18 protein-coding genes are annotated in these 24090 nt (G+C 40.3%); 7 read left to right on the top strand and 11 right to left on the bottom strand.

Features of this window, described 5'->3' with window-relative positions; translation table 11 throughout:
* Positions 1 to 124: 124 nt before the first annotated feature.
* The 5 genes from P2W82_RS23495 to P2W82_RS23475 form a co-directional block, all read right to left on the bottom strand.
* Complete coding sequence (locus tag P2W82_RS23495; protein ID WP_336518405.1) at positions 125 to 568, bottom strand: Hsp20/alpha crystallin family protein; 444 nt, start codon at positions 566 to 568, stop codon at positions 125 to 127.
* 167 nt (positions 569 to 735) lie between these two features.
* Positions 736 to 2394: an alpha-glucan family phosphorylase gene (gene glgP / locus P2W82_RS23490; RefSeq protein ID WP_336518404.1), complete on the bottom strand. Its 1659-nt coding sequence runs from the start codon at positions 2392 to 2394 to the stop codon at positions 736 to 738.
* A 77-nt stretch (positions 2395 to 2471) separates the two neighbouring features.
* Complete coding sequence (locus P2W82_RS23485) at positions 2472 to 3479, bottom strand: zinc-dependent alcohol dehydrogenase family protein (protein ID WP_336518403.1); 1008 nt, start codon at positions 3477 to 3479, stop codon at positions 2472 to 2474.
* Between the two features lie 13 nt (positions 3480 to 3492).
* Positions 3493 to 3939: a pyridoxamine 5'-phosphate oxidase family protein gene (locus P2W82_RS23480; RefSeq protein ID WP_336518402.1), complete on the bottom strand. Its 447-nt coding sequence runs from the start codon at positions 3937 to 3939 to the stop codon at positions 3493 to 3495.
* A gap of 188 nt (positions 3940 to 4127) precedes the next feature.
* Entirely contained in the window at positions 4128 to 6989 is a 2862-nt protein-coding gene (locus tag P2W82_RS23475; protein ID WP_336518401.1) for a T9SS type A sorting domain-containing protein, read from the bottom strand.
* A gap of 828 nt (positions 6990 to 7817) precedes the next feature.
* Here P2W82_RS23475 and P2W82_RS23470 point away from each other — a divergent pair.
* Positions 7818 to 8009: a hypothetical protein gene (locus P2W82_RS23470; protein ID WP_336518400.1), complete on the top strand. Its 192-nt coding sequence runs from the start codon at positions 7818 to 7820 to the stop codon at positions 8007 to 8009.
* 53 nt (positions 8010 to 8062) lie between these two features.
* On the opposite strand, the gene P2W82_RS23465 is transcribed toward P2W82_RS23470, so the two are convergent.
* The 4 genes from P2W82_RS23465 to P2W82_RS23450 all read right to left on the bottom strand — a co-directional run bounded on the left by P2W82_RS23465 (position 8063) and on the right by P2W82_RS23450 (position 14387).
* Positions 8063 to 10411, bottom strand: a complete 2349-nt coding sequence (locus P2W82_RS23465; RefSeq protein ID WP_336518399.1) for an FdhF/YdeP family oxidoreductase — start codon at positions 10409 to 10411, stop codon at positions 8063 to 8065.
* Positions 10412 to 10413: 2 nt separating this feature from the next.
* Complete coding sequence (locus tag P2W82_RS23460) at positions 10414 to 10779, bottom strand: DUF7009 family protein (protein WP_336518398.1); 366 nt, start codon at positions 10777 to 10779, stop codon at positions 10414 to 10416.
* A gap of 38 nt (positions 10780 to 10817) precedes the next feature.
* Entirely contained in the window at positions 10818 to 11648 is an 831-nt protein-coding gene (gene fdhD, locus P2W82_RS23455; protein ID WP_336518397.1) for a formate dehydrogenase accessory sulfurtransferase FdhD, read from the bottom strand.
* 234 nt (positions 11649 to 11882) lie between these two features.
* Entirely contained in the window at positions 11883 to 14387 is a 2505-nt protein-coding gene (locus P2W82_RS23450) for a mechanosensitive ion channel family protein (protein ID WP_336518396.1), read from the bottom strand.
* Between the two features lie 510 nt (positions 14388 to 14897).
* Between P2W82_RS23450 and P2W82_RS23445 the strand changes: the two genes are divergently transcribed.
* The 4 genes from P2W82_RS23445 (at position 14898) to P2W82_RS23430 (ending at position 20436) form a co-directional block, all read left to right on the top strand.
* Positions 14898 to 16925 carry a kojibiose hydrolase gene (locus P2W82_RS23445; RefSeq protein ID WP_336518395.1) on the top strand — a complete coding sequence of 676 codons (2028 nt, stop codon included), beginning with the start codon at positions 14898 to 14900 and terminating at the stop codon, positions 16923 to 16925.
* Positions 16926 to 17396: 471 nt separating this feature from the next.
* The gene (locus tag P2W82_RS23440) at positions 17397 to 18314 is read left to right on the top strand and encodes a hypothetical protein (RefSeq protein WP_336518394.1); all 918 of its coding nucleotides are present in this window, start codon (positions 17397 to 17399) and stop codon (positions 18312 to 18314) included.
* A 117-nt stretch (positions 18315 to 18431) separates the two neighbouring features.
* Positions 18432 to 19199 carry a hypothetical protein gene (locus P2W82_RS23435; protein ID WP_336518393.1) on the top strand — a complete coding sequence of 256 codons (768 nt, stop codon included), beginning with the start codon at positions 18432 to 18434 and terminating at the stop codon, positions 19197 to 19199.
* Positions 19200 to 19938: 739 nt separating this feature from the next.
* Positions 19939 to 20436: a hypothetical protein gene (locus P2W82_RS23430; protein WP_336518392.1), complete on the top strand. Its 498-nt coding sequence runs from the start codon at positions 19939 to 19941 to the stop codon at positions 20434 to 20436.
* Positions 20437 to 20751: 315 nt separating this feature from the next.
* On the opposite strand, the gene arsN2 is transcribed toward P2W82_RS23430, so the two are convergent.
* Complete coding sequence (gene arsN2, locus P2W82_RS23425) at positions 20752 to 21195, bottom strand: arsenic resistance N-acetyltransferase ArsN2 (RefSeq protein ID WP_336518391.1); 444 nt, start codon at positions 21193 to 21195, stop codon at positions 20752 to 20754.
* Positions 21196 to 21357: 162 nt separating this feature from the next.
* Positions 21358 to 21537, bottom strand: coding sequence for a hypothetical protein (locus P2W82_RS23420; RefSeq protein ID WP_336518390.1), 180 nt, complete (start codon positions 21535 to 21537; stop codon positions 21358 to 21360).
* Positions 21538 to 21860: 323 nt separating this feature from the next.
* Here P2W82_RS23420 and P2W82_RS23415 point away from each other — a divergent pair, with 323 nt between their 5' ends.
* Positions 21861 to 22799, top strand: a complete 939-nt coding sequence (locus tag P2W82_RS23415) for a hypothetical protein (protein ID WP_336518389.1) — start codon at positions 21861 to 21863, stop codon at positions 22797 to 22799.
* A gap of 55 nt (positions 22800 to 22854) precedes the next feature.
* Entirely contained in the window at positions 22855 to 23529 is a 675-nt protein-coding gene (locus P2W82_RS23410) for a hypothetical protein (RefSeq protein ID WP_336518388.1), read from the top strand.
* Positions 23530 to 24090: the final 561 nt, after the last annotated feature.

Here is a 24090-nt window from a genome sequence, read left to right as displayed (position 1 = left end):
AAACAATAAATATTCTTCCATTAAAAAGCCCCGGCAACATAGTACCGGGGCTGAACCACCCGGATTTTTAGATCAGGTAATCCCTGCGAATTGGGTTGGACTCCGTGTCGACAGACCAGTAGTTCTATTTCACTGAAATTTGCTTACTGGCTGCTTTTTTTGGTTCATCTTTTCGGGGAAGTGATATATTGAGAATCCCGTTCTCGTATCTGGCTTCAATTTTCTCACGAATGATTTCTTCCGGAACTGTGAAACTTCTGCTGAAGGAAGAGTAATTGTATTCTTTGCGGGTAAATTTTTTCTCTTTTTCTTCTTTAGTCTCTTCTTTTTCTGAGCTGATGGTGAGAATATTCCCATCCATATCGATTTTGAAATCTTCTTTTTTCATTCCTGGTGCCGCCAGGGCAACGAGGTATTCGTGCTTATGTTCTGTAATGTTTACAGCGGGAATTTTTGACAGTGGTCCGAAAAAGGAATCATTGTCATACAATTCATTCCATGGCTTAAAAAAATCGTTGAATAACGATGGCATCCTGTCGGACAACCTTGCAAGTGTGCTTGATGACATAGTATATTATTTTTTGGTTGAATAAATGTTACTACTAAAATAAAACCGGACTACTGTTGGAAGCAAGCACTTTCGTCAGCCGATCAGCTGATTGAAATCAGAGCAGGAGAGATATTTAAAGGACAAGGTTATCCAGCATCGGATGGGAAAGGGATTGAATTTGATATCTAAACCTGAACGGGTACATACATCAGTTGATAATACGCATCAGCCATGCGGTGTGAATCAAATCTGACAGAAACATCCTTCATGCTTTTTTTCATTACTGATATCCATTGATCAGGCGCATTGTAATACATGGGGATGAGCGTATTTTCCAGGGCGTCATAAAGTGAGTCAGCATCTGTTTCATCCAGTTGATGAGCAGGGAGTTTCGGATCAGTATCCGGCAAAACAAATCCGTTGATGCCGTGTAATACAAATTCCGGGTACCATCCATCATTCGTTGAAAGATTAATGGCGCCATTCATGGCTGCCGTCATTCCACTGGTGCCTGAAGCTTCATGGGTTAATCTCGGAACATTCAGCCAGATATCAGCACCTTGTTTCAGAAGTCTGGACAATTTCAGTTCATAACCCACAAGAGTCGAACAGTTTGAATAGGTTTTACAAACATTAACGATCCGATCAAACAATGCAATTGCATCATAATCCATCGGATAAGGTTTGCCGGCCCAGATGATTTGTACTGGTTGGTTCGGGTTCGTCACCAACTTCCGGAACCTTTCCGGATTCTGTAAAAGCAACCCCGGTCGTTTATAATTGCCGAATCTTTTCGCGAATACAATTGTAAGAATGTCTTCACTGTAAATCTCTCCATTCTGATCAGCAACTTCTTCAAAAAGATTTTTTTTTGCTTTTTTCTTTAGGTCGGACAATGCTTTGTCATCATCATTTTCCATTGCAGTATACATTTCCTTATCTGCCCAATAGGAAAAACTTTGAGCATTCGTTATAGAAATAATTTCGCAAATCTGTTTTGCATCTTTCCACATCTCCCGGAGTGTCTGCAAATGCATATTAGAAACTGCATTTGCTTTTCCTGACATCTGCAATGCGAGTAAAGTATGATTAAGTGTATCGGAACTTATCGAAGTGATCGCAAAAATATCACTCAACGGGATTCCACAGAAAAACCCCATTCTTTCCAATAGAAAAATGTTTGTTTGTGGGTTTCCACCAGCTTCCGGTGTATGATTTGTAAAGCGTAGCTTTTGTTTTACGTCATTTATATTTTTAGTTTTTTTCAGCAGGTGAAGCGCAAGTGGCAAACCATGCGATTCATTAAGATGATAGATGTCCGGATACCACCGGAGTTTTTCCAAAAGTGTTGCACCCCCATCGCCCAATAGAATATCCGCTGCGATACGCGTTTCGGGATTTGAATCATACAGCTTATGACAAATCGTTTGTGCGAGGTAATCATTTTCCGGAAGATCAGTACTTAAAAAAAAGATGGGTGCCGTGTGGAAAATTTCCGGGGGCAGATAATAGGCTGTCACTACTACATTTTTTCCGGAAACCTGGATAGCAAATCGCAAATCTGTTTTTTCGAGAAAGCCATATATCTTTTCCTGAAACAAAACATTCATTCTGCCGTCCGCATTCCGGATCTGGTCATAATAACCATATTTCCATAAAATTCCGACACCGACAATATTTTGCTTAAGCTCATAGGCACTTCTCATGTGAGAACCGGCAAGAAATCCAAGACCACCTGCATACACCTTCAGGCATTGATGCACGGCGAATTCCATGCTGAAGTAAGCTACACGCCGGCTATACTGACCATCGATATTGTAAGGGAATTTAAATTCAAAAGGCATTTTCGGAAAATATGACTCTGGATTGTAAAATTGATTTTCAAAAGCCGGTAAAACTCCGGGATATCATGAGGCTGCAGTTATCCGATTTCCAGAACTGCAGCGCCTCTTATTCCCCCCGACCGCAATTGTTCAAGCGCACTATTTGCCATCTCCAGCGGGAAGATTTTTGTTTCCGTTTGTACAGGAATCGAATCTATTGTTTCAAAAAATCCGATACCATCTTTTCTGGTCAGATTCGCGACAGACCTGAGCGTCTTTTCACCCCATAGGAGCCGATAAGGAAACGAAGGAATATCAGACATATGTATTCCTCCACAAACCACTGTTCCTCCTTTCCTGATATCCGTTAATGCCTTTGGCACAAGATTTCCGGCAGGTGCAAAAATCAAAGCGGCATCCAGTTTTTCTGGTGCCTGGGTTTCAGATCCATGGCACCATACGGCTCCCGATTCAAGTGCAAATGACTGCGCATTTCTATCACCTTCCCTGGTAAACGCAAAAACTTTTTTCTTTTGTGCAACGGCAATCTGCACGAGAATATGAGCGGCAGCCCCGAAGCCATAAAAACCAATAGTCTCTGAAAATGAAGATATCATTTGATAACTTCTATATCCAATCAGGCCTGCACACATCAAAGGAGCACCCGCTGCATTTGCATAACCTGTGGGGATCGGATAACAATAACCTTCGTTTGCCAAAATGTATTCAGCAAAACCTCCATCCAGCGTGTAGCCGGTAAACAGGGCTTTATCGCAAAGATTCTCCGATCCGTGTAAACAGAATTCGCAGGAATTGCATGTATATCCAAGCCATGCAACACCCACGACGTCGCCTTCTGAAAAGATTGCACAGCCTGGCCCGAGGGTAACTACTTGTCCGATAACTTCATGCCCTGGCACCAATGGCAGTTTCGGATCGGGTAGCTCACCATCAACGATATGTAAGTCTGTACGGCAAACGCCGCAAACTTTCACCTTTATCAGAATTTGTCCGGTACCAGGAGATGGAACGGGGATTTGTTTCAGCGTTAATGAATGGCTTTTTTTTTCGAGAACCATTGCACGCATCATTAAAGGTATACTCATGTGCCGGAATTTCTCAACGCTCGAAACGCCCTGTCATTTTTTCGATTTTTATCCTGTACATGACATATTTCGCTCCTGAACTAACATCGACAACGGTTGTTACTTCATGTTCGTGAGGATGTATTGTTGTACTCGCCATGAGGGGATAAACCCGGTCAAAAAGCAAGTCTCTGGCTTCGGATGCGTAAACACCCTTCAGCTCTTCAAATGTTCCATACACAATCACACTTTCCCAGTTTCGCATGTTTAACATCAGATCAACTTCGAAACATACATGCGGATTTTTTCTCAGCACTGATAATTTTTTCCCTTCGTTTGTCTGACCGTAAATATATTTTCCATCAAACATATATGTCACCGGAATGATGTAGGGTTTTCCTCCATCTACGCAGCCAAGCCTTCCCAGCACCTGGCTTGCGAGAATCGTTTTCATGCGATCCTGTGTCATTGTACCTAACATAGCTGTATGTTTTGTGCTATTCCAGACAGGGTTCTGTCCATTGTTGTTCCTGCAATTAAATCTATCCGTGTATAGCTGGGAATGACGGGAATCAGGCTTCAGACTGATTTCGCGCACTATCGGATCCCGGATATGATATTTTTCGTACGATGGCCGGTGCTGCAGTTGCTGAAGCCACCAAACAGCAGTTACTTTATGAAGGATGCTACATAAATATTCTTTTCGCTTTGGAGAACCATTTGATACAAACCAGCTGGCAATGACGATTTAAGAATAATTTCCTGCGCGGATATACCCGGCAAAACTTCGAGTTCTTTATGATATACGCCGTCCCCTTTAGTACCATAAATAACTAATTTATATTTCCCGGGAACAACATTTTGCAGAGTAAACTTTACGGTATTCGATCTTATCGGATTAGGATAAATGTTGATGTTACGTTTACCATTGACCTGGAATACATCAATCGTCGAAACGGAACTTAAAACAGCATCACCGTTTTTCAAAACAGCTTTGACACGATAACTATTGGTTCCTGGTAAAGGAGCTGAATCTGTAAATTGATATACTGTTGTATCTGAAGGAATGATCTGAGCGAGAGAGATGTAATTCTGGTTACCCGGCGATCGTTCGATAATATATTTTGAAGCAGCTTCATCATTCACCACTTCAAAATCCACAAGCACAATACTTCCTCCATCAATACTGACCTTAACTGACTTAAAACCGAAAGGGGTTGAATGGGCTTCTGCCATCCCGGTAAAGTCCGATAAAGAAGTCAGCGAATCTTTTTTAAGAAGATTATCGTTAGGCTTAACCGAATTATTATAAACAGTCCAAAGCGATATACTATCCCATCTGGCAAGCCTGATATCATTTTCATTTCCCGTAACGTCCGCATCGGTATAGCAGAAGGACGCATTTACTAAAAAATCAGCCAGTCCTTCCTGATGTAGTATCCAGTATCTTTTCAGATAAGAAGTCTGATTGGTATTCTGAGGATGTTTTCTCCCCCGAAGACTCACTCCGATCGATCCATTGCCGGCTGTCAGCTTCACAAAACCCAATGTTACCGGAGAATATTCGGGAGGTTGCTCACTTCCAACAGGAAACAAACAGGATGAACACATTTTTGTGTAACTAAATCCTCTACGCAATTCACCGGTACTATCGGCAATGATCATTGCAGATGATCCGAAATTTTTTCCGTGGTATGCGAGTATATCGGCGCTGTCCGCAAGTGTAAGATGATGGTTGCCCAGTTTTAAAACCGAACCGATTACCAAACTATCCGACACATGGCACTCTGTCAATAAGAGCACCTGGGCAGCATTTTTGTTTACAGTGAGACGGTTGAAAACTGCTGAATCTGATCCACTGATGCTACCAGGGCTATCGCCATCAAAGATTACGGCTGGCATAGTCACTGCTGAAGTTTTTGTGTTACCGGTCCAGTTTCTTTTTACAAAAATTGTTTTTTGTTTTCCATCCAGGCCGCCTTTTACCAGTTTCAAAGTATCAAGAACAATAATGCTGTCGTTTGTTAACGTAAGTGAGTTACCATTGTCAATGCCGGCTGTTAAAACGGAGGCACCTTTAAAGCCATCGCCGGTTTTCTGATTGGTGTTTCCATTAAAAATATAATTGGCATCCTTCGCAAAACTTCTGATACCCGACGTATGAATCGCGCCGGTTAGTGCAGCATTACTGATGCCTTCAGGATGCCTGATACCAAGTGTCGCTCCGGGTTCCACTATAAATTTTCCAGATCCTCCCGTTTCGTGCGCAGACGAATCAAACTGCAGGATGGAACCCTTCCTAACGATTACATCTACAGAGTCCAGGTATTGCTGCTTAAACGATTTCAGCATCTGCGGATTTGTTCCTTCAAATTCTAAAATGCCTCTGCTGCTCCCTGGTCCTTCCTCTTTCAATAATCCCGAACCCAGATAAACATTTCCTTTCACCTTTATAACACCCACGGCATTTGACGCAGCCGAGAAAACAATCGGCTTGTCTGCAAACAGATTTCCTGAAACAGATACCATAGCTGAATCTTCCGGTACAGTAACAACGGTTAATGCACCAGCCACATAATTTCCTCCAATAAAAAGATTTGCTTTTCCCGGCCCTGCTTTAAGCACCAGATCACCGCTGTAGTCATGTAGCACATTTATCCGGAGATCGCCCGGCCCTCTCACACCCACCGCGGATTCGGGTCCTGAAATAAGAAGATTGCCCGTATTGATGGTGATTAATGAAGTGGTATCGGAAAAAATAATGGGTGTTCCTACGCGGAAGTTGTGTCTTACATTGATATTCGAGTTCATACGACCGGTGTCATCAGGCATATCCTGGTGAAAATACAATCCAAAATCCCAGAAATCCTGATCGAGGTTGCGGATATTATCATTAATCGCAGTAATGCTGCAAATACTTCCTGAATCCCAGGTGGCTAAAGGAACGGCCAGTCCCACGAAACCACTGTAACTCGCTCCTTCAAGAAAACGCAGTTCTTCTTTTGTTGAAATAAACGATTGATAGTTACCGTCACCTGCGTAAGTGTCTACATCATCAGAAATTGATCCCCTGATAGTGGTAATTGAATTCCGGGCATTGTATCGACAAAAGCTACTGTATCTTCTTGTCAAACGACAAAATCCATCAATCGAAGATTTTACATGAGGGTTTTTAAAAGAAATGCTCTTGCCTGTAAAATCCAGGTAGGAGGTCCGATCGAGATAAAATGCTGTTGAATCGCTTTCCTTTCCCAGCAGGAAATCAGCGCCGAATACAAATAGAACCGAGCTGCTGTTGGTGAAAGAAAGACTGTTGATCCTGACGGTATCTCCCGGTATCTCTGAAATATCAAGCGCTACTGATGCATTGTCAAATACAACATCATGAGCTTCTTCAGGTACCTTGCCCAAAGACCAGTTACCCGGTGAATCCCAGAAACGATTGTCGACAGCTCCGGTCCATCTGTTTACCTGGGCTGGTAAACAGGTGTGTAAAACCGCGAGACACAAACTTATAAACAGCGCTTTCATTTATTTAAGTTGCACTTTATAATACTATAAGCTTTGTCGCTTAAATCTTCAACATGCATAAGTACGTCGAAATTCAGCTTTCATACTAAAGAACTATCAGATATTCATATGACGTTGGTCATTCTTCGCATTAACCACATTTTGTAAATCCCAATTCATGGGAATTCTTTACGAGCCGGGAAAACTGAGACTAACCATGCGAGGTTAAAGAACATATCCCCGGATTGCATTTTTAAAAGGATAACATGCGATGGGTATTATTAAAAGAGAGCAAAACCAATGATTAGCATTCATAGCCGTTGGATATGAAAAGCGGTTGGTCAAAAACTAAATCACTGGGGGTCCGGGGAAATAGGTAACTTCAGAATACCAATTATCGCCTTTCAACGAGCAATTGTATCGAAGAAATGTGGTCCTTGTGTTAGTATTCACAGTCACTTTCTAAATTGCCGGGGTACGAATAGAACTTTTACTGATTTATAAAATTTCGACCTGAAAAAGATCGTCTCGTTCAGAAAAGTCTTTTAAGAAGAGTTTTCATTTCAGTTTTGGAGACCAATATTTCTGCGCATTATTTATTTAGGGATTGCTGATAAAGTGTGAGCCGTTGGCGGGCATTGGTGATCGTTATTCGCCTGCCGGCAAAGGCAGGTTCATCGTTATTCGGTGTTCGTTGAATCAGGTGTTTTCCAAATCGCTTTACCGGGAAATCAGTATATGTTCACAATCAGCCATATCATCTTTTTATAGCTGGTAAAAAAGCTGAAGTGAGGATTTGAATTTCCTGTTGTGTTAAAATATTAAACCGAACAGTATTAATGTGGCAATATGCCGGATGATAAAGTTGTTGAACTAAACAAAGAATTGGCGGACTTACGACAGCTCCTGAGTGATGTAATTCGCGACGGCACGCGTTTTTTACAAACAAAGGATATCTGCCTGAAAATTGAATCAGTATTATCGGAACTTGAAATGCTGACCGGACAAAGACCGGAAAAATACAGGCAACATAAAGTTTAGAATTACTAAATTTCCAAAGCCTTTCCTGCAACTGCAGTCAGACTTATACTGGTTCAACTTTCTGTCTGCACCTTGCTATTGATATCAACTTTATTTTTATCCGTATGTTTTTTTACTATTACAGCTACCTGTTTTGAAGTCGGGGTATTGCTTTTATAAGCAACACTGGAAACAGGTACCAGTACATTTGCTTCGGGAAAATAAGTGGCTGCGCAACCACGAGGAATCGGATATGCAACTGCTATAAATTTATGTGCCTCCCTTGCTATCCCGTCATAATTATTAAACAGGTCTACAACGTCACCATCTTTTATACCGCGGCTGTTCATGTCGTGCTGATTCATAAATACCACCCGTCGTTCATTAAAAATACCACGGTAGCGATCGTTTAGTCCATAGATGGTTGTATTGAACTGATCGTGGCTCCTGATGGTCATCATCATCAGCTCGTCTTCTTTCATTGGAAACGCTGCAAATGTTGCTATATTAAAGTGTGCTTTTGTGAAAGCTGTGTCGAAATTTCCATCGCGGTTACCATTGGGCAGATAAAAACCTCCGGCAACTCTGATACGTTTATTGTAGTTTTCAAAACCTGCAATGGTGCGTTCGATGTCATCTCTTATTGCATCGTAGTGTTGTTCATATTTATCCCAGTTCAACTTACTGCGGTTACCTAAAGTTGCTTTAGCCAGTCTGCACACGATCACAGGTTCGCTAAGCAACTGGCTGGATACTGGCTTCAGAACTCCTTTGGACGATTGCACCACACTCATTGAGTTTTCGCAGGAAACAAATTGTTCCACTCCATTGATAATGTCTTTATCACTGCGGCTAAGACAGGGTAAAATCAATGCTTCTTCGCCATGGATCAAATGGCTTCGATTCAGTTTGGTGGAAACATGAACAGTCAGTTTGCATTTTCGCAATGCTTCGGCTGTATAATTGGTGTCAGGTGTCGCAGAAAGAAAATTGCCACCTAGTGCAAAGAATATTTTCGCTTTCCCTTCATGCATAGCGTTGATGCTTTTCACCACATCATAACCTTCGTGCTGAGGTGGAGTAAAATGGAACTGATCTTCTATTGATTTCAAAAAAGTTTTTGATGGCCGTTCATTGATTCCCATGGTACGATCTCCCTGTACATTACTATGCCCCCGGACCGGGCATGTGCCGGCACCTGGTTTACCAATGCTCCCTTTCAATAATAACAGGTTCACTATTTCCTTTATCGTGTCAACAGCATTTCTATGCTGGGTAAGGCCCATCGCCCAGCAGGCAATAATTTTCTTTTTATCTTTTAATATTTCCGCCGTTTCTTTTAATTGCGCCAGGTCAATACCCGAAGATCTCACCAGATCATCCATGTTCAACTGCTGCAAATGCTTTTTAAAATCATCAAAGCCATCTGTTTTTTGCTCAATAAAATCGCGGTCAAAGACTGAGCCCGGATTTTTTTCCTCTTCTTCCAGTAATAGTTTTTCTATCGCCTGCAACAAAGGCATGTCGCCATTTATTTTTGCCTGTAAAAAAACATCTGTCAATGGCGAACTGATACCTAATAATCCTTTAACCTGCTTAGGGTTACTGAAGCCCATTAAACCAGTTTCAGGAAGGGGATTGATGGAGATGATCGTAGCGCCATTCGCTTTTGCTTTTTGCAATGCAATCAGCATTCGGGGATGATTGGTGCCCGGATTTTGTCCTATGATTATAATTACTTCTGCTTCATTAAAGTCGTCCAGCTTTACTGATCCTTTACCAACACCTAAGGATTCTGTTAATGCAACGCCACTGCTCTCGTGGCACATATTGCTGCAGTCGGGTAAATTATTCGTTCCAAACTCCCTTACAAAAAGCTGGTATAAAAAAGCTGCTTCGTTGCTCGTACGTCCCGATGTATAAAAAATAGCTTCATCCGGTGATGACAAATTATTTAACGCAACGCCGATTTTCTTAAAGGCATCTTTCCAGGAAATAGCTTTATAGTGAGTGCTATCTTTTGACAAATACATTGGTTGTGCTATGCGACCCTTTTTGCCGATCTCATAATCGCTGAGCAGGGCTAAATCTTTTACTGCATTTTCCGCAAAAAATGATGCAGTTAATTTTTTTGTAGTCGTTTCTTCAGCTACAGCCTTTGCGCCATTTTCACAATACTCCGCTATTGCTGATCGCTCATCGTCAGGGTCGGGCCATGCACAGCCCGGACAGATATACCCGCTCTTTTTATTTAAATGAAACAACGCTTTCAGTCCACGAAAAAAGCCCGCTTCTTTGAAAATCATTTTACCGGCGTACATAACGGCACCCACACCGGCAGCTGCTTTCCTGATTTTACTTCGTTTCAACCCGGTAAATAATTCAGGATTTTCTGCACCAGGCTGTTTTGATCCATCGTTCATGATCAGCAGGTTTTATTCGGGTTTTCATAGTTGTTCGACTGGTCTTCAGTTGCTTCATCAAGGCATTTAAAATCTTTTTCTACTAAAATGAATATAGATTCTGTATCACTAACATGCATTGCTGCATTAAACCCCACCACATCATTTACCGCCCAGTCTTTAATAAAGATTTCAGGGATGAACACAGTGATTTTGCTGCCATCAAAATCAGCAGAAATTTCAGCAGCATCTGTAGTCTGTAAAGCGTAACGAAAACTATTGTTGCCAAATGGGGTACGCTCTTCGAGATAGTTGGCCACCGCGAGCTTTTCAACCTCTGGTTTTGACAATCGAAGACGTATTGAATTTCCTTTGATGCGTAGTTTCATAAAGTGGTCATTTATGCTATCGATTTATTTCGAACCAGCTATAACCTGATCCTTTGTTCGCCCGAGTAAATGTTGAATCGCTGATTGCGTAAAAAACCGATCAACGTTATACCTGTCTCTTCTGCCAGCTGAACTGCTAAGCTGGATGGTGCCCCGATGGCAGCAATTATTTTTATTCCTGCCATTGTTGCTTTTTGCACCAATTCAAAACTTGCTCTTCCACTCAATAATAAAATTGAATTGTTCAACGGCAACTGGTCATTTAAAAAAGCAGTGCCGATTACTTTATCCAATGCATTGTGTCGGCCAACATCTTCCCGAAGCATTGTGAAATTTCCATGCAAATCAAATAACGCAGAAGCATGTAAGCCACCGGTACTTTCAAACACGGCCTGTTTTTTTCTTAATACATCGTTTAAATGGTAAAATAAATCGGCCGGTAAGCAAATTTCATCTGTATCATTTTTATAGACAGATGTAGTTCTGATGGCATCTATGCCCGTCTTTCCGCAAACCCCGCAACTGGAAGTAGTATAGAAATTGCGTTCAGCATTCTGAAGCAATGGTTGTTTATTTTTGTTCAAAGTGATGAGCACTTTATTGCCTGCCACCGGAGCGCTGCTTACGTCAGCAACATCTTCTCTTTTTTGAATGATGCCCTCAGTGAATAAGAAACCAACACCTAATTCTTCATCATTACCGGGTGTTCGCATCGTAATGGAAACACATTTTTGTACCGGAATTCCTTTGTTTTCAAATCGTACATTAATCTCCAGTGGCTCTTCTATTGCCAGTTCATCATCAGCATCAAGCACTTCGTTAATACTGACTTTTTTCATTTTTATATAAGCAACCGAATCGTTTTGCATCTGTTAAATTTACTACCCTTATTAAAATGTCCCGGTATAATACAATTTAAAAGTTATTTGCAAGAAATTGATTTCAGGATAAATACCGGATTGGGTTCGGGTCCTGTCTCACAGTGCTGTGAAAACGTGTACCAGCATGCAGAAAGCGTTTCAGCAGGTGAGGCATTTTTGTTTTTGACGACAAAATCAAAGTCGATGACGGAGCAGTGTACAAAATGATTGCATCCGGAGATATTACCCCTGTGTCAATGGCATCGGGAACGCATGCTCTCTAAACAAGCGGTCAATTTCCATGATCAGGTCACTACGCACGGATTCCCATTCCAATACCTTTGCCACCCAAAAATAAACGCGGATACTGACAGTGTCTTTTTTAAATTCCACCAATTCCACCGCGGGTGCAGGTTGTTTTAAGATACGCGCATCGGATGCTAGAAGCTCAAGTAAAATGGTTTTAATTTTTGTCAGGTCAGTACCAAACATCATCTGAACATCCACATCGACCCTTCTTTTCTCATTACTCATAGTCCAGTTAATGAGATTAGAGCTCAGTAATGTGGCATTTGGTATAATGACATTAGCGCCATCCTCGCTGGTGATCACGCTGCTTCTGAATCCGATTGATTTCATGATGCCTGACTGTGCATCGACTTCTACAAAATCCCCTACGTTTACGGGCTTTTCAAATGCGATGATAATACCGCTGATGAGGCTGCTCGTAAGCTCCTGGAGGCCAAAGCCGATGCCCACACCCAGTGCGCCTAACAAAAGTGTGATCCGATCCATTGGAATGCCGGCTGCAGCTGCTGCTAAAAATAATCCACCACTGATAATGGCAATCCTGACTAGTAATATCCAGCTACCCATTTTTGATTTGGTACTGTTTTTGTCAGGGATTGTTCCAGGTTTGGGAGCGGTAAAAAATGAAATAACCTGGGCGAGTAAAGTTGAAATCGCGATAATGACTATAAATACCAGAACATTGGAGAGCGTGAAGCTATAATTTGCAATGGTATGTTCTTCCACCAACATTCGTTCAAGCGGGGTCGTTAGTAACCGGAAAGCGTAAAAATTACGCGCGAATAAAATGAACCAACCAGTAAGCACCACTACATAATATACCGGGGGTAAACCGGATCGGCGTCTTTCAATATCTATGAGAGATACTTTTTTTTCTGACTCGCCATAATACTTTGAGGCCACGAATATCATTTCATGTACTAACCTGGCAGTCCGGAGGAATTCAATACCGATAATTACGTTTATAAAACCACTGGTGAGTAGCGTTTTTGATAAATTATACCGTCCGATAACATTGAAAAAAACGGCAAACAATTCCAGCAATATCACAAAACCCGTAAAATAAATAATTCCTTTTTCCCTGAGTTGGCTTCTCTTCCCTTTTAACAGGGAATAAATTCCGACAATTATTCCAACGATCGCCAGCAACAACATCCACCATCTTTCCTGACGCGACGCCTGGAGGATAAGATTGGTCGCGCATGAGAGCAAAAACAGAGAAGTCATGGTAAGCCAGAACACTGTCCACAGTCTTGTGATATATCCCCGGAAAACTATAGTAAGGCAAAAAGCAGAGATGATCCAGAAAATCATGGCAAATACAAACGGTGGATCCTTAAAAAGGAATTGAAGGAGATTAAGCCCGATGAAAATAGCTGAATGTACAGGATGTCTGAAAACCAGTTGGCCGGTAAAATCTTTCTTTAGTTCATTTTCTTCTTTGAGTTTTCGCTTCAGACTTCTAAGAAAAATACTCAGCGAAAAAATCATCAGTACGGTGAATATAATTTTACCCTTGTTACGCTCCGCATAATAATTTAAAGCAAGCTGATTTTTTTGTTTCGAGAAATATATGATTTCCGGCAATGGTCGTAAATAGGGGATAGGTGTCCAGATATTTACATATTCGCGTTGAGAAATGTTGGAAGAAAGGGCTGCACGGGCGGCATCGATTTGTTCCAACGCCTTGCTAAATCTATTCACCTGCAATGTTAACTGTATCTGCAGGCCATGCACATTTTCAATAGATTTCATTATGGCACTGTCTGCAGGAGCAACATCCGCTACCGCGAGAAAAAGTGTGTTGAGGTATTCGGCAAAGGTGGCGGAGTCTGCAGGGAATTGATACAGAGTGGAATCAGCACTTAGTGAATCAAGCCTGTATTTGTAATCTGCGAGTTGTTTCCTGTAATTATCAACCTGCTCCTTTCGTTGTATTGATTTAGCCAGCAATACGCTGATGATCTTATAAGAAATCGTGAGATTCCTATGTGTCTGTATTTCCTCAGTGTTCGTGAAAATGCCTTCTCCTGCCAATTGAAATAGTGAATCTGTATTATAATAATCTTTCCATATGGCAGCGGTATCGATACTGGTCTTTACAAAGTCACTTGCCTGAAGGGTTATCCGTTTTATCTGATCAATAATATCTGACTGGCGTATGGCATTTCTGGTTTCTGCAAATTTTTGGATATTTCTTCCTTTTGCCCTTTCACCGAGATCCTCCATCACTTTCCGCATCTTTTTGGGCTTTATCAAGGTGGTGTCTGCACCTATTTCCGTTAATGTTGCTCCTGTATCGACCTGGCCCTCAGCAGGCAGAATGCATAAGCATATAGCCACAGTCACGCAAATGAAAACCCTTAAAAAAAGATCCATCATACCCATCCTTTGCGTATGGCAAGGTATTGACGAAACCCTTTTATCCGGTTTGAACATAAAATGTGTTTGCGAATGTAGAAGCAGGAATGGTAGTCCTAAAAGTACTGTTTATCATCATAACTACTACATTACAACGCCGCAGTAAGAAATCCTGAGCATCCTGTACAGTTCCGACAGACCCCGACAGGATGATTATCCCGCGATATGACCCGGGGGAACAACACCGCCGCCTCGTGCAGGAACCGGCTCAATTAAGCATTCTATTATTGAATAATAAAGAGAATTTGCCTTCAATAACGCATACTGATAATGTTGTCCTTCACATAATACTGCCAGGCGAATCCAACTTGAAAGATTGGGGTTCAGGTACAAAAAGAAATGCTCTTTGCATCACGAAGTGCCTGACAATGCGGGAATGAATGCTGCGATCAATTGAACATTTATCACGGAATCAAAACATTCCCTATTTTAATGTACAGGATGATCACCATTTGACAACCATTGTAGATGTTGATCAAAAACGTAGTGTATCAATGATATCGATTTGCCTATCTCAAAAACTATTTTATGAAACTTCTATCCAGTCTGTTCCTGCTATTCTGTATCCAGTATTCTCTCTCCGCTCAGGATCCCTGGAAGATAAAAGCTTCCAGCATTGATCCGAACGACTACTACGGCATCACCGTTGCCAATGGTATGATTGGCATTGTTTCTTCGCCGGAGCCATTCAAAGTAAAGGAAGTTGTACTCGCGGGCGCATATGATCTGTACGGCAGGGGAAGGGTGAGCAATTTTCTGAAAAGCTTCAACCTGCTCAATATGTACCTTGAAATAGATGGTAAACGAATCGACAATAAGTCGGCCACGAACATGCAACAGGAACTGGACATGCAGAAAGCCAGTTTCACCACACAGTTTGATTATGCTGATAAATCAACAGTAACTTCTACCTATTATTCTTTGCGTCATTTACCTTACACGGTCTTGATGGATATCAGTATTACGGCAAAAAAAGATATCACTATCACCGGTGCAAGTGCTATGGAAGCTCCGGATGCGTTGAAGGATGTACAGAACTATTACAATGAAATTGACAGACCTCATGTCGTGATCAGTTTATTGACCTCCTCCGCAAAAAGTCCTACGGGGAAATTACTGATGTGCGCGAGCAACACTTTTTTATTCAGTGAAGAGCATGGTCATGAACCAAGAGTGATCCACGAAATGTGGGACAACAATATGCACCTGATGAAGTTCAGCCGGAAGATCAAAGCCGGCGAAACTTATCGCTTTACGATAGCAGGTTCATCAATTACATCCGCACACCATGACGATCCGCTCAACGAAGCAGAAAGAGCCACCATTTTTGCAAAACTGGAGGGTAGGGACCGCCTGATCAATTTTCATACTAAGGCATGGAATGATTTATGGAAAAGCGATATTCAGATAGAGGGTGATCCGCAAAGTCAGCAGGACGTACACAGCATGATGTATCACCTGTATTCATTCACAAGAGAGGGGACCGCCTTATCACCATCACCGATGGGATTAAGCGGACTCGGTTACAACGGGCATGTCTTCTGGGATACGGAATTATGGATGTATCCGGCTGTGCTGGTATTGCATCCTGAAATAGCAAAAAGCATGATTGAGTACCGATTTCAAAGATTGGAAGCAGCGAAACGAAATGCATTCAGCAAAGGATATAAAGGAGCTATGTACCCCTGGGAAAGTGCTGAAACAGGTGTAGAGGAAACTCCGGTATGGGCTTTGAGCGGACCTTTCGAACATCATATCACAGCGTGTGTAGCCATCGCCGCATGGAATTACTATTGTGTAACGCAGGATAAAAACTGGCTGCGTGAAAAAGGCTGGCCCATACTTTCTGCAACTGCCGATTTCTGGGCAAGTCGTGTGGAGAGAAATGGTCCTGGAAAATATGATATTAAAAATGTTGTCGCCGCGGATGAGTGGGCCGAGAACGTCGATAATAATGCATTCACCAATGCCGCTGCCAGGGCTAATCTTCAATTCGCAACGGAAGCTGCGAAACTGTTGAATGTTACAGCGAATCCGGATTGGATGAATGTTGCGAATAATATCCCGGTACTGAAAATGGAAAATGGTGTTACGAGAGAGCATGCTTCGTACAAAGGCGAGGGCATCAAGCAGGCAGATGTAAACCTGCTGGCTTATCCATTGAAAGAAGTAAACGATCCCGCACAGGCCAAAAAAGATCTTGAATATTATGAAACCCGTGTGCCCGATGAAGGAACTCCTGCAATGACCCAGGCGATTTTCACGTTGTTGCATGCAAGATTGGGCAACAAAGAGAAAGCTTTGCATTGGTTTAAAGATGCATACCTGCCTAACATAAAACCGCCGTTCAGGGTAATTGCAGAAACAAAGGGAGGAACAAACCCTTATTTCGCTACAGGCGCAGGCGGCATCTTACAAAGTGTGATGATGGGCTTCGGCGGTTTGGAAATAACACCAAAAGGGATAGTACAAATTAAATCAACCCTGCCTCCCAACTGGAAAAGTATTACCATCACCGGAGTAGGGCCGGACGGAAAAACGTTTACGGCGAAATAATTCTGAAAGACAATGAAAGGCGACTCGGTATAGAATTGGAATGAGGTAAGAGTTCTTCTACTCTGTTACGCATACAGAAAATCAGTCGTCAGAAATTAAAAAGTATTTTCAGTGTAGTCAATAAGACTAGTTTGAAGATATTCTTGACGTTTGTAAAAAATCTATCGGTAAGAATTACTAAGAAATGCTTCCTAGTACCAGGAAAGGGTATTTTAAAAGCCTACCCCTTACCAAAGACTATAAGCTTCTTAGCAATTAGTTGTAATCATCTTTCCTTTTCATTCTTGCTCCCAAACGTCTTTTTATTTTGACCCCTGGCAAGGGAGAAATATTTCGTCTTTACCGGTCGTATCAGCAAGCCTCATTCTTTAAAAAGTTTTCATCAACATTCAAGGATAATAAACATCACTATGTGATTTTATTTGCAGTAATTGATACAATTCCATAAATTAACTTATTAAAAAGTTGAATATGAAATGGCGCGAAACGAGGCGAGAATACGAAATAGTGAACAATGAAGAGATTTTAAAAAAGATCACTCGTGAACATGTTTCTCCTTTATTTTCTCCAAAAGAAGTTGCTGACTATGTTGTGAAGTTTTTAGGATTATTTTCTTTAGTGGCACCTTTCTATTTATTTTATCGGCAACAAGCTGAGGAAAATATAAGGCAACGGTCCCTTTTCGAACTTGAAATACTAACTGAAGCCAGCAGCCAAATATACAAATTGACAGATCTTCAGTATAGTGATCCAACTCATATACAAGCTGCAAATCAATTTTTTTATGTCACCAAACCTAAGGTAAACTTGTTAAAAAAAGAAAATTTGAATTCACTTTTGGACTCCATTCAAACAGCTCATGGTTTAGCTGGTATTTTTCATCGGTTAAGTGATACGCTTGGCCACATCAATGAAACTTTAGATATGTTGATGGAGGATTTTAGTAGCTTCAATTATAGGTTTAGATCCTTTTCCGCAGAGGATGTGTCACAGATTATTAAGAACATTCAAACTAGAAAAAATAGAGTGAACAATGAACTTGATCGAAATGATTTATTACAATCTGTGCGGCAATCAAATCATGATTCGTCACTAAGTGAAATTGAAATTCTAGTTAATCAATTTTCAGCAACTTGCTTTAATGTGATTGATTCTTACAACAAAGCACTTAATTACTATTACCAAAAAAATAGGAGCCGAACTGCAAAAGATAAAATCTTGGACAATTCCCAATACCCGAATATTGTGAATGACCGTTATGTTCGCGCAGTAAGAGACGAACAAACAAAAAATATTCTTAAAAAACTGGATGATTATATCAAAAGTCAGGTAAATAAATTTAATAACTCAGCAATTGAAAGTAGTAGGTATCTAAATTTAAGTAGCTAGTCAATAAAAATAAAAGTAAATAAATTTAATTCAAGCTCTTAAATATTTAAATAATTTTTGGTTTTAAGAATGGATTTATTCTGGAAGCAGTAAAGGAAATGTAGTTAATTTTCTTTTATGAGTAAAACTTTCAATCTTGTCGTTTCGGAAATAAGAAACTATTTTTTTGTGATGACATTATTTTTTCGATTTGACAAGAATGCTTTGTGCGATTTGATTTTCAGCAAAGAGAAAAATACTCATACAATTAAACCGACTCATCATCCATATCGTTTTTTAGCCATAACATTGTTCATTTTTTATTTTATTGTCAAAACCCTTCCTCAGGTCGATTTCAATGAACAAGAAGTTTTAATTCAAAAAGAAAGTAGAAAATACTACGCTATATCAGATTTCGAATTGGAGATTTTAATTTTCACCATTACATGTACATCCTTATTTTTTGTTCATTTTTTGAGCCAGTTTTTTTCAAAAAATCAGAGTCAAAGAAAATTATTCTCAAATTTTAGTTTTTTTACTTTTACGTCGCAAATTTCTACAACTTTTTTGATATTAGGCTGGTCATGGATATGCTTTCTCATTGGAGCGCTTGATGACCATACAAATTTCATTCAGGATAGTCTTTCGTTTGGCGGAATGTTTTTGATTTTTACTTATACTCTATTAATTATTTTTTTTCTCCCAGTGTCAATTATAAGGCGTGCGATCTTCAATAATGATATTGATCGAAAGACCGGGGTAAGGCTAATTTTATTTGCTTTTATTCCGTTTATAATTACTATTATATCTCTGATCATTGTCAACAAAATAGATCATGCTAAAATTGAAAGTAACAACCATATATATATAGGAGAATTAACGTCCCATGTTTTGGAAAAAATTTGACTTATATTCAAGACTGGTCTGGATCCTTTTAGTTTGTGGCGGGAGTGCTATTAATTTGAGATCTCCGACTATCCATTCTCCAATCATAAGGAGGCCATTTTTTATTTGCGACTAGAGCAAAACGATTTGGTCCTAATTGTTCCGGTTATGGTTTAAAGTTTAATATCTGCATAAATAACATTTTTTGAGAAAGATTTTGGGTTTCAAAATAAGTGTAATTGCAGTTTGTGTATGCTGGGTGATTGCTTAGGGACAATAGCGTCTTGTTTTTGATATTGCGATTGCAATAGTTTAATAATGCCCTGACGCAGGATGCGCAACGAGTTCATTGCCTTAACCGAAAGAAGAAATAGCTCCCGTCGCTTCAGGAAATGCATTGTCTGGATTCTTGGCATTGTTGCTGGCATTCACTTTCGAAGGTTTCGACAAATTTTGTTATCAGGATACAAAATATTATCGATGAGGATATTCTTGTCAATACCACCTTACTCAACTGCGATCTTTACCCGGATAAAATAAAGCAGCCAATAACGCCGGTTCTGAAACAGAACTTCGATGCAAGGATCAGAGAATTAAAGTATTGCATGCCTAATCCTGATTGATCAATATCATCTTTACCGCTAATCGTCGTCATATCATCTGCTTTTTCTTCGTTTTAAGTTTGATTACGATAGCGTAATAATACTGATGTACTTCGCTATCTGTTGTGAATATTGCAAACTGTTAAATTCCCCTCGCCATGAAAGGGTTTGAAAATCTCGCCTACATGATGGCATACATTGTGTCAAATCTTGCTGCAATCGTGTTGCTTCTCACAGCATGGAAGACACCGCGGATATCAAGATTTCTATTCTTTTTACTTTTTGCCTGGGCAGGATGGGTGAATTGGCGAACTGCACATAATGATCCCAACGTCTATCTGGAGTATGCCGAAATGAGTTTCTTAAAATTATACAGCGATTTTATACTTGGCTGGTTCAGCAGGCATATCACCGCTGTGATCAGTACAATCGCCATCTCTCAGTTGATGATCTCGATCAGCATGTTATTAAAAGGAAGAATTCTGAAACTCGGATGCATTGCTGCAATCGTTTTTCTTTTAGCAATTGCGCCGTTGGGGATTGGATCAGCTTTCCCTTTTTCATTGATAGCTTCAGCCGCATTACTATTCATACTTCGGAATAAAACCAACAATTATCTGTGGGTAAATCATAAGTTGGGTTATGCACGACATTGATAGCGGAAATAAATTTTCTGTTATGTCGTGATCATTAGCAGGCATCCATGGACAGGCATCACCGCAACCCATAATTACCACAGCAATAGGGGGAGCAAAGGTTTTTACCTCGTGGAGAGTTTCAGACAATTGTTTTGTAAGATCGAAACTAAGCTCAGCCATCGAAGCAATCGCTTTTGGATTGACATTTACACCTGACCCGGACCCCTCGCAAAAGCTTCTGCCACGTGGCTGCGGTTGGAGTTCTCTATACCATAAAAAGGATCTTCTTTGCTCTCATAGTCTTGTAAGACGATTTATGTTCTTATCAGCGAACTATATAATCGATTTCACCATTAGCGCTGCACTTGAAGGACACGCATGACTGAACTCTGATGATTTTTGTAAAGATGCAGGTGCGTCTTTTCTTTCTATTCGGACATATCCTTTTTTTGAAAAATAATTCTCTGCTGTTTCTGTTAGCAGGTAGAGTTTCTCGAGACGAAGATTTTTACTCAGGATTTCCAGCTCATTAATCAATGAACCAGCAACGTTGTAATTTCTGTATCCTTGTTTCACCATTAAGGACCTGAGCAGTCCATTGTTGTCATAAAGTTCCAGGCCGATCGTTCCGACTACCCGGTCATCCTCCATCGCAACAAAAAAATGGGTCAGCTCGTCCGCAAGATCATTTGTTGGCAATTTTTCTGATCGCAACAGGCTGATTATTTCTTCCCGCTGCTTCGAAATAAAAGGTTGGATGATGATTCCTTTTTGCATTTTTTGCATGTAATATCAGCAACGTGAATATAGCTGGTTTGGTTATTGCAAATATATCGCAATATTGCGATTTATAAAGTCGGTTTGCCTACGTTTTCTTTAGAAAAGGGCAAAAAAATCCGGAGACATCATGGATATCTCCGGATAAAAATTCAAAAATAGCTATTTGGAATAACTGGTTTTGGAATTTTTCTTTTCCTTCTTATTGTGTGTAGTGTCATCTCCTTTGAATAACTGTTCTTCACCCTCGCGACTATCGAGATCGTCTTTATTTTCCGGACGATGCTTATTCATATTAAACTGAGGATTTGATTCTTTTCTTTTCGGTTGTACATTTTTCATAACCTTAATTTTAAAAAATCGTCAGAATAGATTTGCCATAGTATAACCTCAAAATCCGGACCACTGGCGAGGGACGGCGATTATTGTTTGGGTTGCCGGCAGCATAATTAAAGTGTGGCGAAACCTTACCAGTTGTGCTTAGAGAACTTTTCTATTCATGCCCCCTTTAAAACCGGTTGAACAGGAATGTATCAAAACTCCCGGGAAAATGAGGTGAAAACACGGGTGGTTTCAATTTCTCACTCATCTAATTTAGTTGTCATTCACGGATCATTCTACTCATTCTGATGTGTTGCCAAAGTAAAATTTTACTACGGATTTTATTGATCATTACTGTAACCATTCATGTAAGTAAGCTGGGTGCACAGGAGAAGAACTGGCAGTATAGAGGTCAGTTTAATTTTGGCTGTCAGATTTTTTTATACAGTTTTTTCAAGTCAAATAATTTTCCAGGCTTCAGAGTGTATGTAGGATTTAATGCTTCTGCGATAAAGGGTGATGTGATAGCGAACTACGGCGGATCGGTCTCGGTTTATCACAAAACCGTTGGTGCCAGCCTGAACCCTTTGGTAAGAGATTTTCAAATTGATTTTACAAATAGTATCAGTGCAGGATTTCTATGGGGAAGTGAATTGCCTTATATGAAGTTGATGCGGACTGTGCAAAACGGAGACTTTTATAATTTATCCATCAACAGGCGAGGTGCTTTCCTGCTTGGTACAAACCTGATTCTGAACAATCACAACCGACATCAGATGGTTGCATCTGTCAATTTGAATGTCGACAAATTCTCTTTAAACTACTATAATGATGGAGGCCCGCCATGGGATTGGATTCCGCTGGCTGACAAATTTGACAGGTACTGGACCGGCGGAATTTGTTTGTTTTTCCATACTGAGGAAAACTATAATGCCGTTGAATTCGGTTTCGATCAGTTTACCGGATATAAACCTTTGCTATATGAATTATCCAATCTTGTCGGCATAAAGGTCCCATTGTATGATGGTGAGATAAAACCTGATAGCACGAGGCAACGTCCGCCGAATTATAATACAGCCAGTTATCATCTTCGCGTGAATTTCGACAGGAACATAGGTTTAAACATTGGTATTACCGGCGCAATGGTGGATGATAATGGAAAGTTCTGGGGATTACAGGACATCATTCATACCCGAATAAAAAACTCTTTGCACCCGAATAATGACCCGACCAGACTGTATTTAGGAGGAACCTATAATAATATCAGAGATGTCAGATTTTAAACCTTTAACATCATTAATATTCCTGATTTTACTTTCAGGCTGCAGTAGTGTTCATATGAACTTCAGCCCCGAAAAAAATCTGTCATCTGACTTATGGAAAAATGATGAATGGCTTAGCAAACTGGATGGAGGTAGTACGGCTGTTCAGGGGATCAGTGAGGTGTATGTGTTTGAAGCATCATTTTCTGAAATCCCGGTAGAGCAAAATGGTGTATCAAATTACCTGATGGTAAACGATCTTTCGGAAAAGACGACTAGAACATCTTTAGAGGGCACGGGATACACGCAAAGACTTTTTTTACTTGTTTTTTCACTTACACAGAATAATAAGGCTCCGATTGGAATTTATTTTTCTACGAGCTATAACAAGTTTAATCAGTGCATAGGTATCGATCCGCTTTATATCGGAGAAATCCAGGGAAAGGTACAGGCAAATGATTTGTTTCATGCAGAAAAAATTATTTGTATCGAAAAGCAGGACTCTGTCTATAGGTTCATTCCTAAAAAAAATAAGTCAAAAACAGACATCAGATTTTATACTGATAAAAATCTTCTTACATGTGACATTGGAGATTCAATCAATATTATTGAAATAATCCATGGAATGGGAAACATGATTTCCGGGACAAACGACTTTTTATTTCTTCATCCGCAAAATATTATGAACGACAAAAGTGCGCTTGAATTTAAACTGATAAAAATCATCAAACCTGAATCAAGTAAACATTGATGGAAAAAAGAAATGTTATTGCAACAAGAAATGTAGTTAGAAGACTTATCGAAGCAGGAAGTGTTCGTCAGGAAGTTGTAGAAATTCGAACAAGAGGCTTGCGCCCCATGGATGAATCTACGGATGCCATTGCTCAGTCTTTTCCTTCTTCAGACTCATTTTACATGATACAAAGGGGCGAACGGTTTTTATGCATGAAGCGATTAGGATCGAGAGATATTGTACACGCCAGTTTTTTCAGTGAGTCCATTTGTCGCGGTCATATGTTTGACCGACATCAAATCTCCTGACTTCACCTGCACAAAATTATTGTTTGTTGTGAATCACTATCAACTAACTGGCTGTTACTAACAACTAACAACTAACAACGAACAACGAACAACGAACAACGAACAACGAACAACGAACAACGAACAACGAACAACGAACAACTAACAACTAACAACTAACAACTAACAACGAACCATTAGCGTTGCGTTATTGAAGATAATAGTTCTTTGAAATTGTTGCCTGTATTGGATTTGAAGAGAATGTGGTGTGGAAACGATTTGAAAATGATGT

It is taken from the genome of Pollutibacter soli, from assembly GCA_029269725.1.
Taxonomy (GTDB): Bacteria; Bacteroidota; Bacteroidia; order Chitinophagales; family Chitinophagaceae; genus Pollutibacter; species Pollutibacter soli.
Note: the sequence above shows the minus strand (reverse complement) of the source record. Positions and strands in the feature narration are given on the sequence as shown.

What these genes read in the sequence shown, in the direction of transcription:
- P2W82_RS23475 (WP_336518401.1), bottom strand. Translation starts at nt 6,989, where the DNA reads ATGAAAGCGCTGTTTATAAGTTTGTGTCTCGCGGTTTTACACACCTGT.
- P2W82_RS23440 (WP_336518394.1), top strand. Translation starts at nt 17,397, where the DNA reads ATGAAATGGCGCGAAACGAGGCGAGAATACGAAATAGTGAACAATGAA.
- fdhD (WP_336518397.1), bottom strand. Translation starts at nt 11,648, where the DNA reads ATGCAAAACGATTCGGTTGCTTATATAAAAATGAAAAAAGTCAGTATT.
- P2W82_RS23430 (WP_336518392.1), top strand. Translation starts at nt 19,939, where the DNA reads ATGAAAGGGTTTGAAAATCTCGCCTACATGATGGCATACATTGTGTCA.
- P2W82_RS23445 (WP_336518395.1), top strand. Translation starts at nt 14,898, where the DNA reads ATGAAACTTCTATCCAGTCTGTTCCTGCTATTCTGTATCCAGTATTCT.
- P2W82_RS23410 (WP_336518388.1), top strand. Translation starts at nt 22,855, where the DNA reads ATGAACTTCAGCCCCGAAAAAAATCTGTCATCTGACTTATGGAAAAAT.
- glgP (WP_336518404.1), bottom strand. Translation starts at nt 2,394, where the DNA reads ATGCCTTTTGAATTTAAATTCCCTTACAATATCGATGGTCAGTATAGC.
- P2W82_RS23450 (WP_336518396.1), bottom strand. Translation starts at nt 14,387, where the DNA reads ATGTTCAAACCGGATAAAAGGGTTTCGTCAATACCTTGCCATACGCAA.
- P2W82_RS23470 (WP_336518400.1), top strand. Translation starts at nt 7,818, where the DNA reads ATGCCGGATGATAAAGTTGTTGAACTAAACAAAGAATTGGCGGACTTA.
- P2W82_RS23460 (WP_336518398.1), bottom strand. Translation starts at nt 10,779, where the DNA reads ATGAAACTACGCATCAAAGGAAATTCAATACGTCTTCGATTGTCAAAA.
- P2W82_RS23495 (WP_336518405.1), bottom strand. Translation starts at nt 568, where the DNA reads ATGTCATCAAGCACACTTGCAAGGTTGTCCGACAGGATGCCATCGTTA.
- P2W82_RS23420 (WP_336518390.1), bottom strand. Translation starts at nt 21,537, where the DNA reads ATGAAAAATGTACAACCGAAAAGAAAAGAATCAAATCCTCAGTTTAAT.
- P2W82_RS23465 (WP_336518399.1), bottom strand. Translation starts at nt 10,411, where the DNA reads ATGAACGATGGATCAAAACAGCCTGGTGCAGAAAATCCTGAATTATTT.
- P2W82_RS23480 (WP_336518402.1), bottom strand. Translation starts at nt 3,939, where the DNA reads ATGTTAGGTACAATGACACAGGATCGCATGAAAACGATTCTCGCAAGC.
- P2W82_RS23435 (WP_336518393.1), top strand. Translation starts at nt 18,432, where the DNA reads ATGAGTAAAACTTTCAATCTTGTCGTTTCGGAAATAAGAAACTATTTT.
- P2W82_RS23485 (WP_336518403.1), bottom strand. Translation starts at nt 3,479, where the DNA reads ATGAGTATACCTTTAATGATGCGTGCAATGGTTCTCGAAAAAAAAAGC.
- arsN2 (WP_336518391.1), bottom strand. Translation starts at nt 21,195, where the DNA reads ATGCAAAAAGGAATCATCATCCAACCTTTTATTTCGAAGCAGCGGGAA.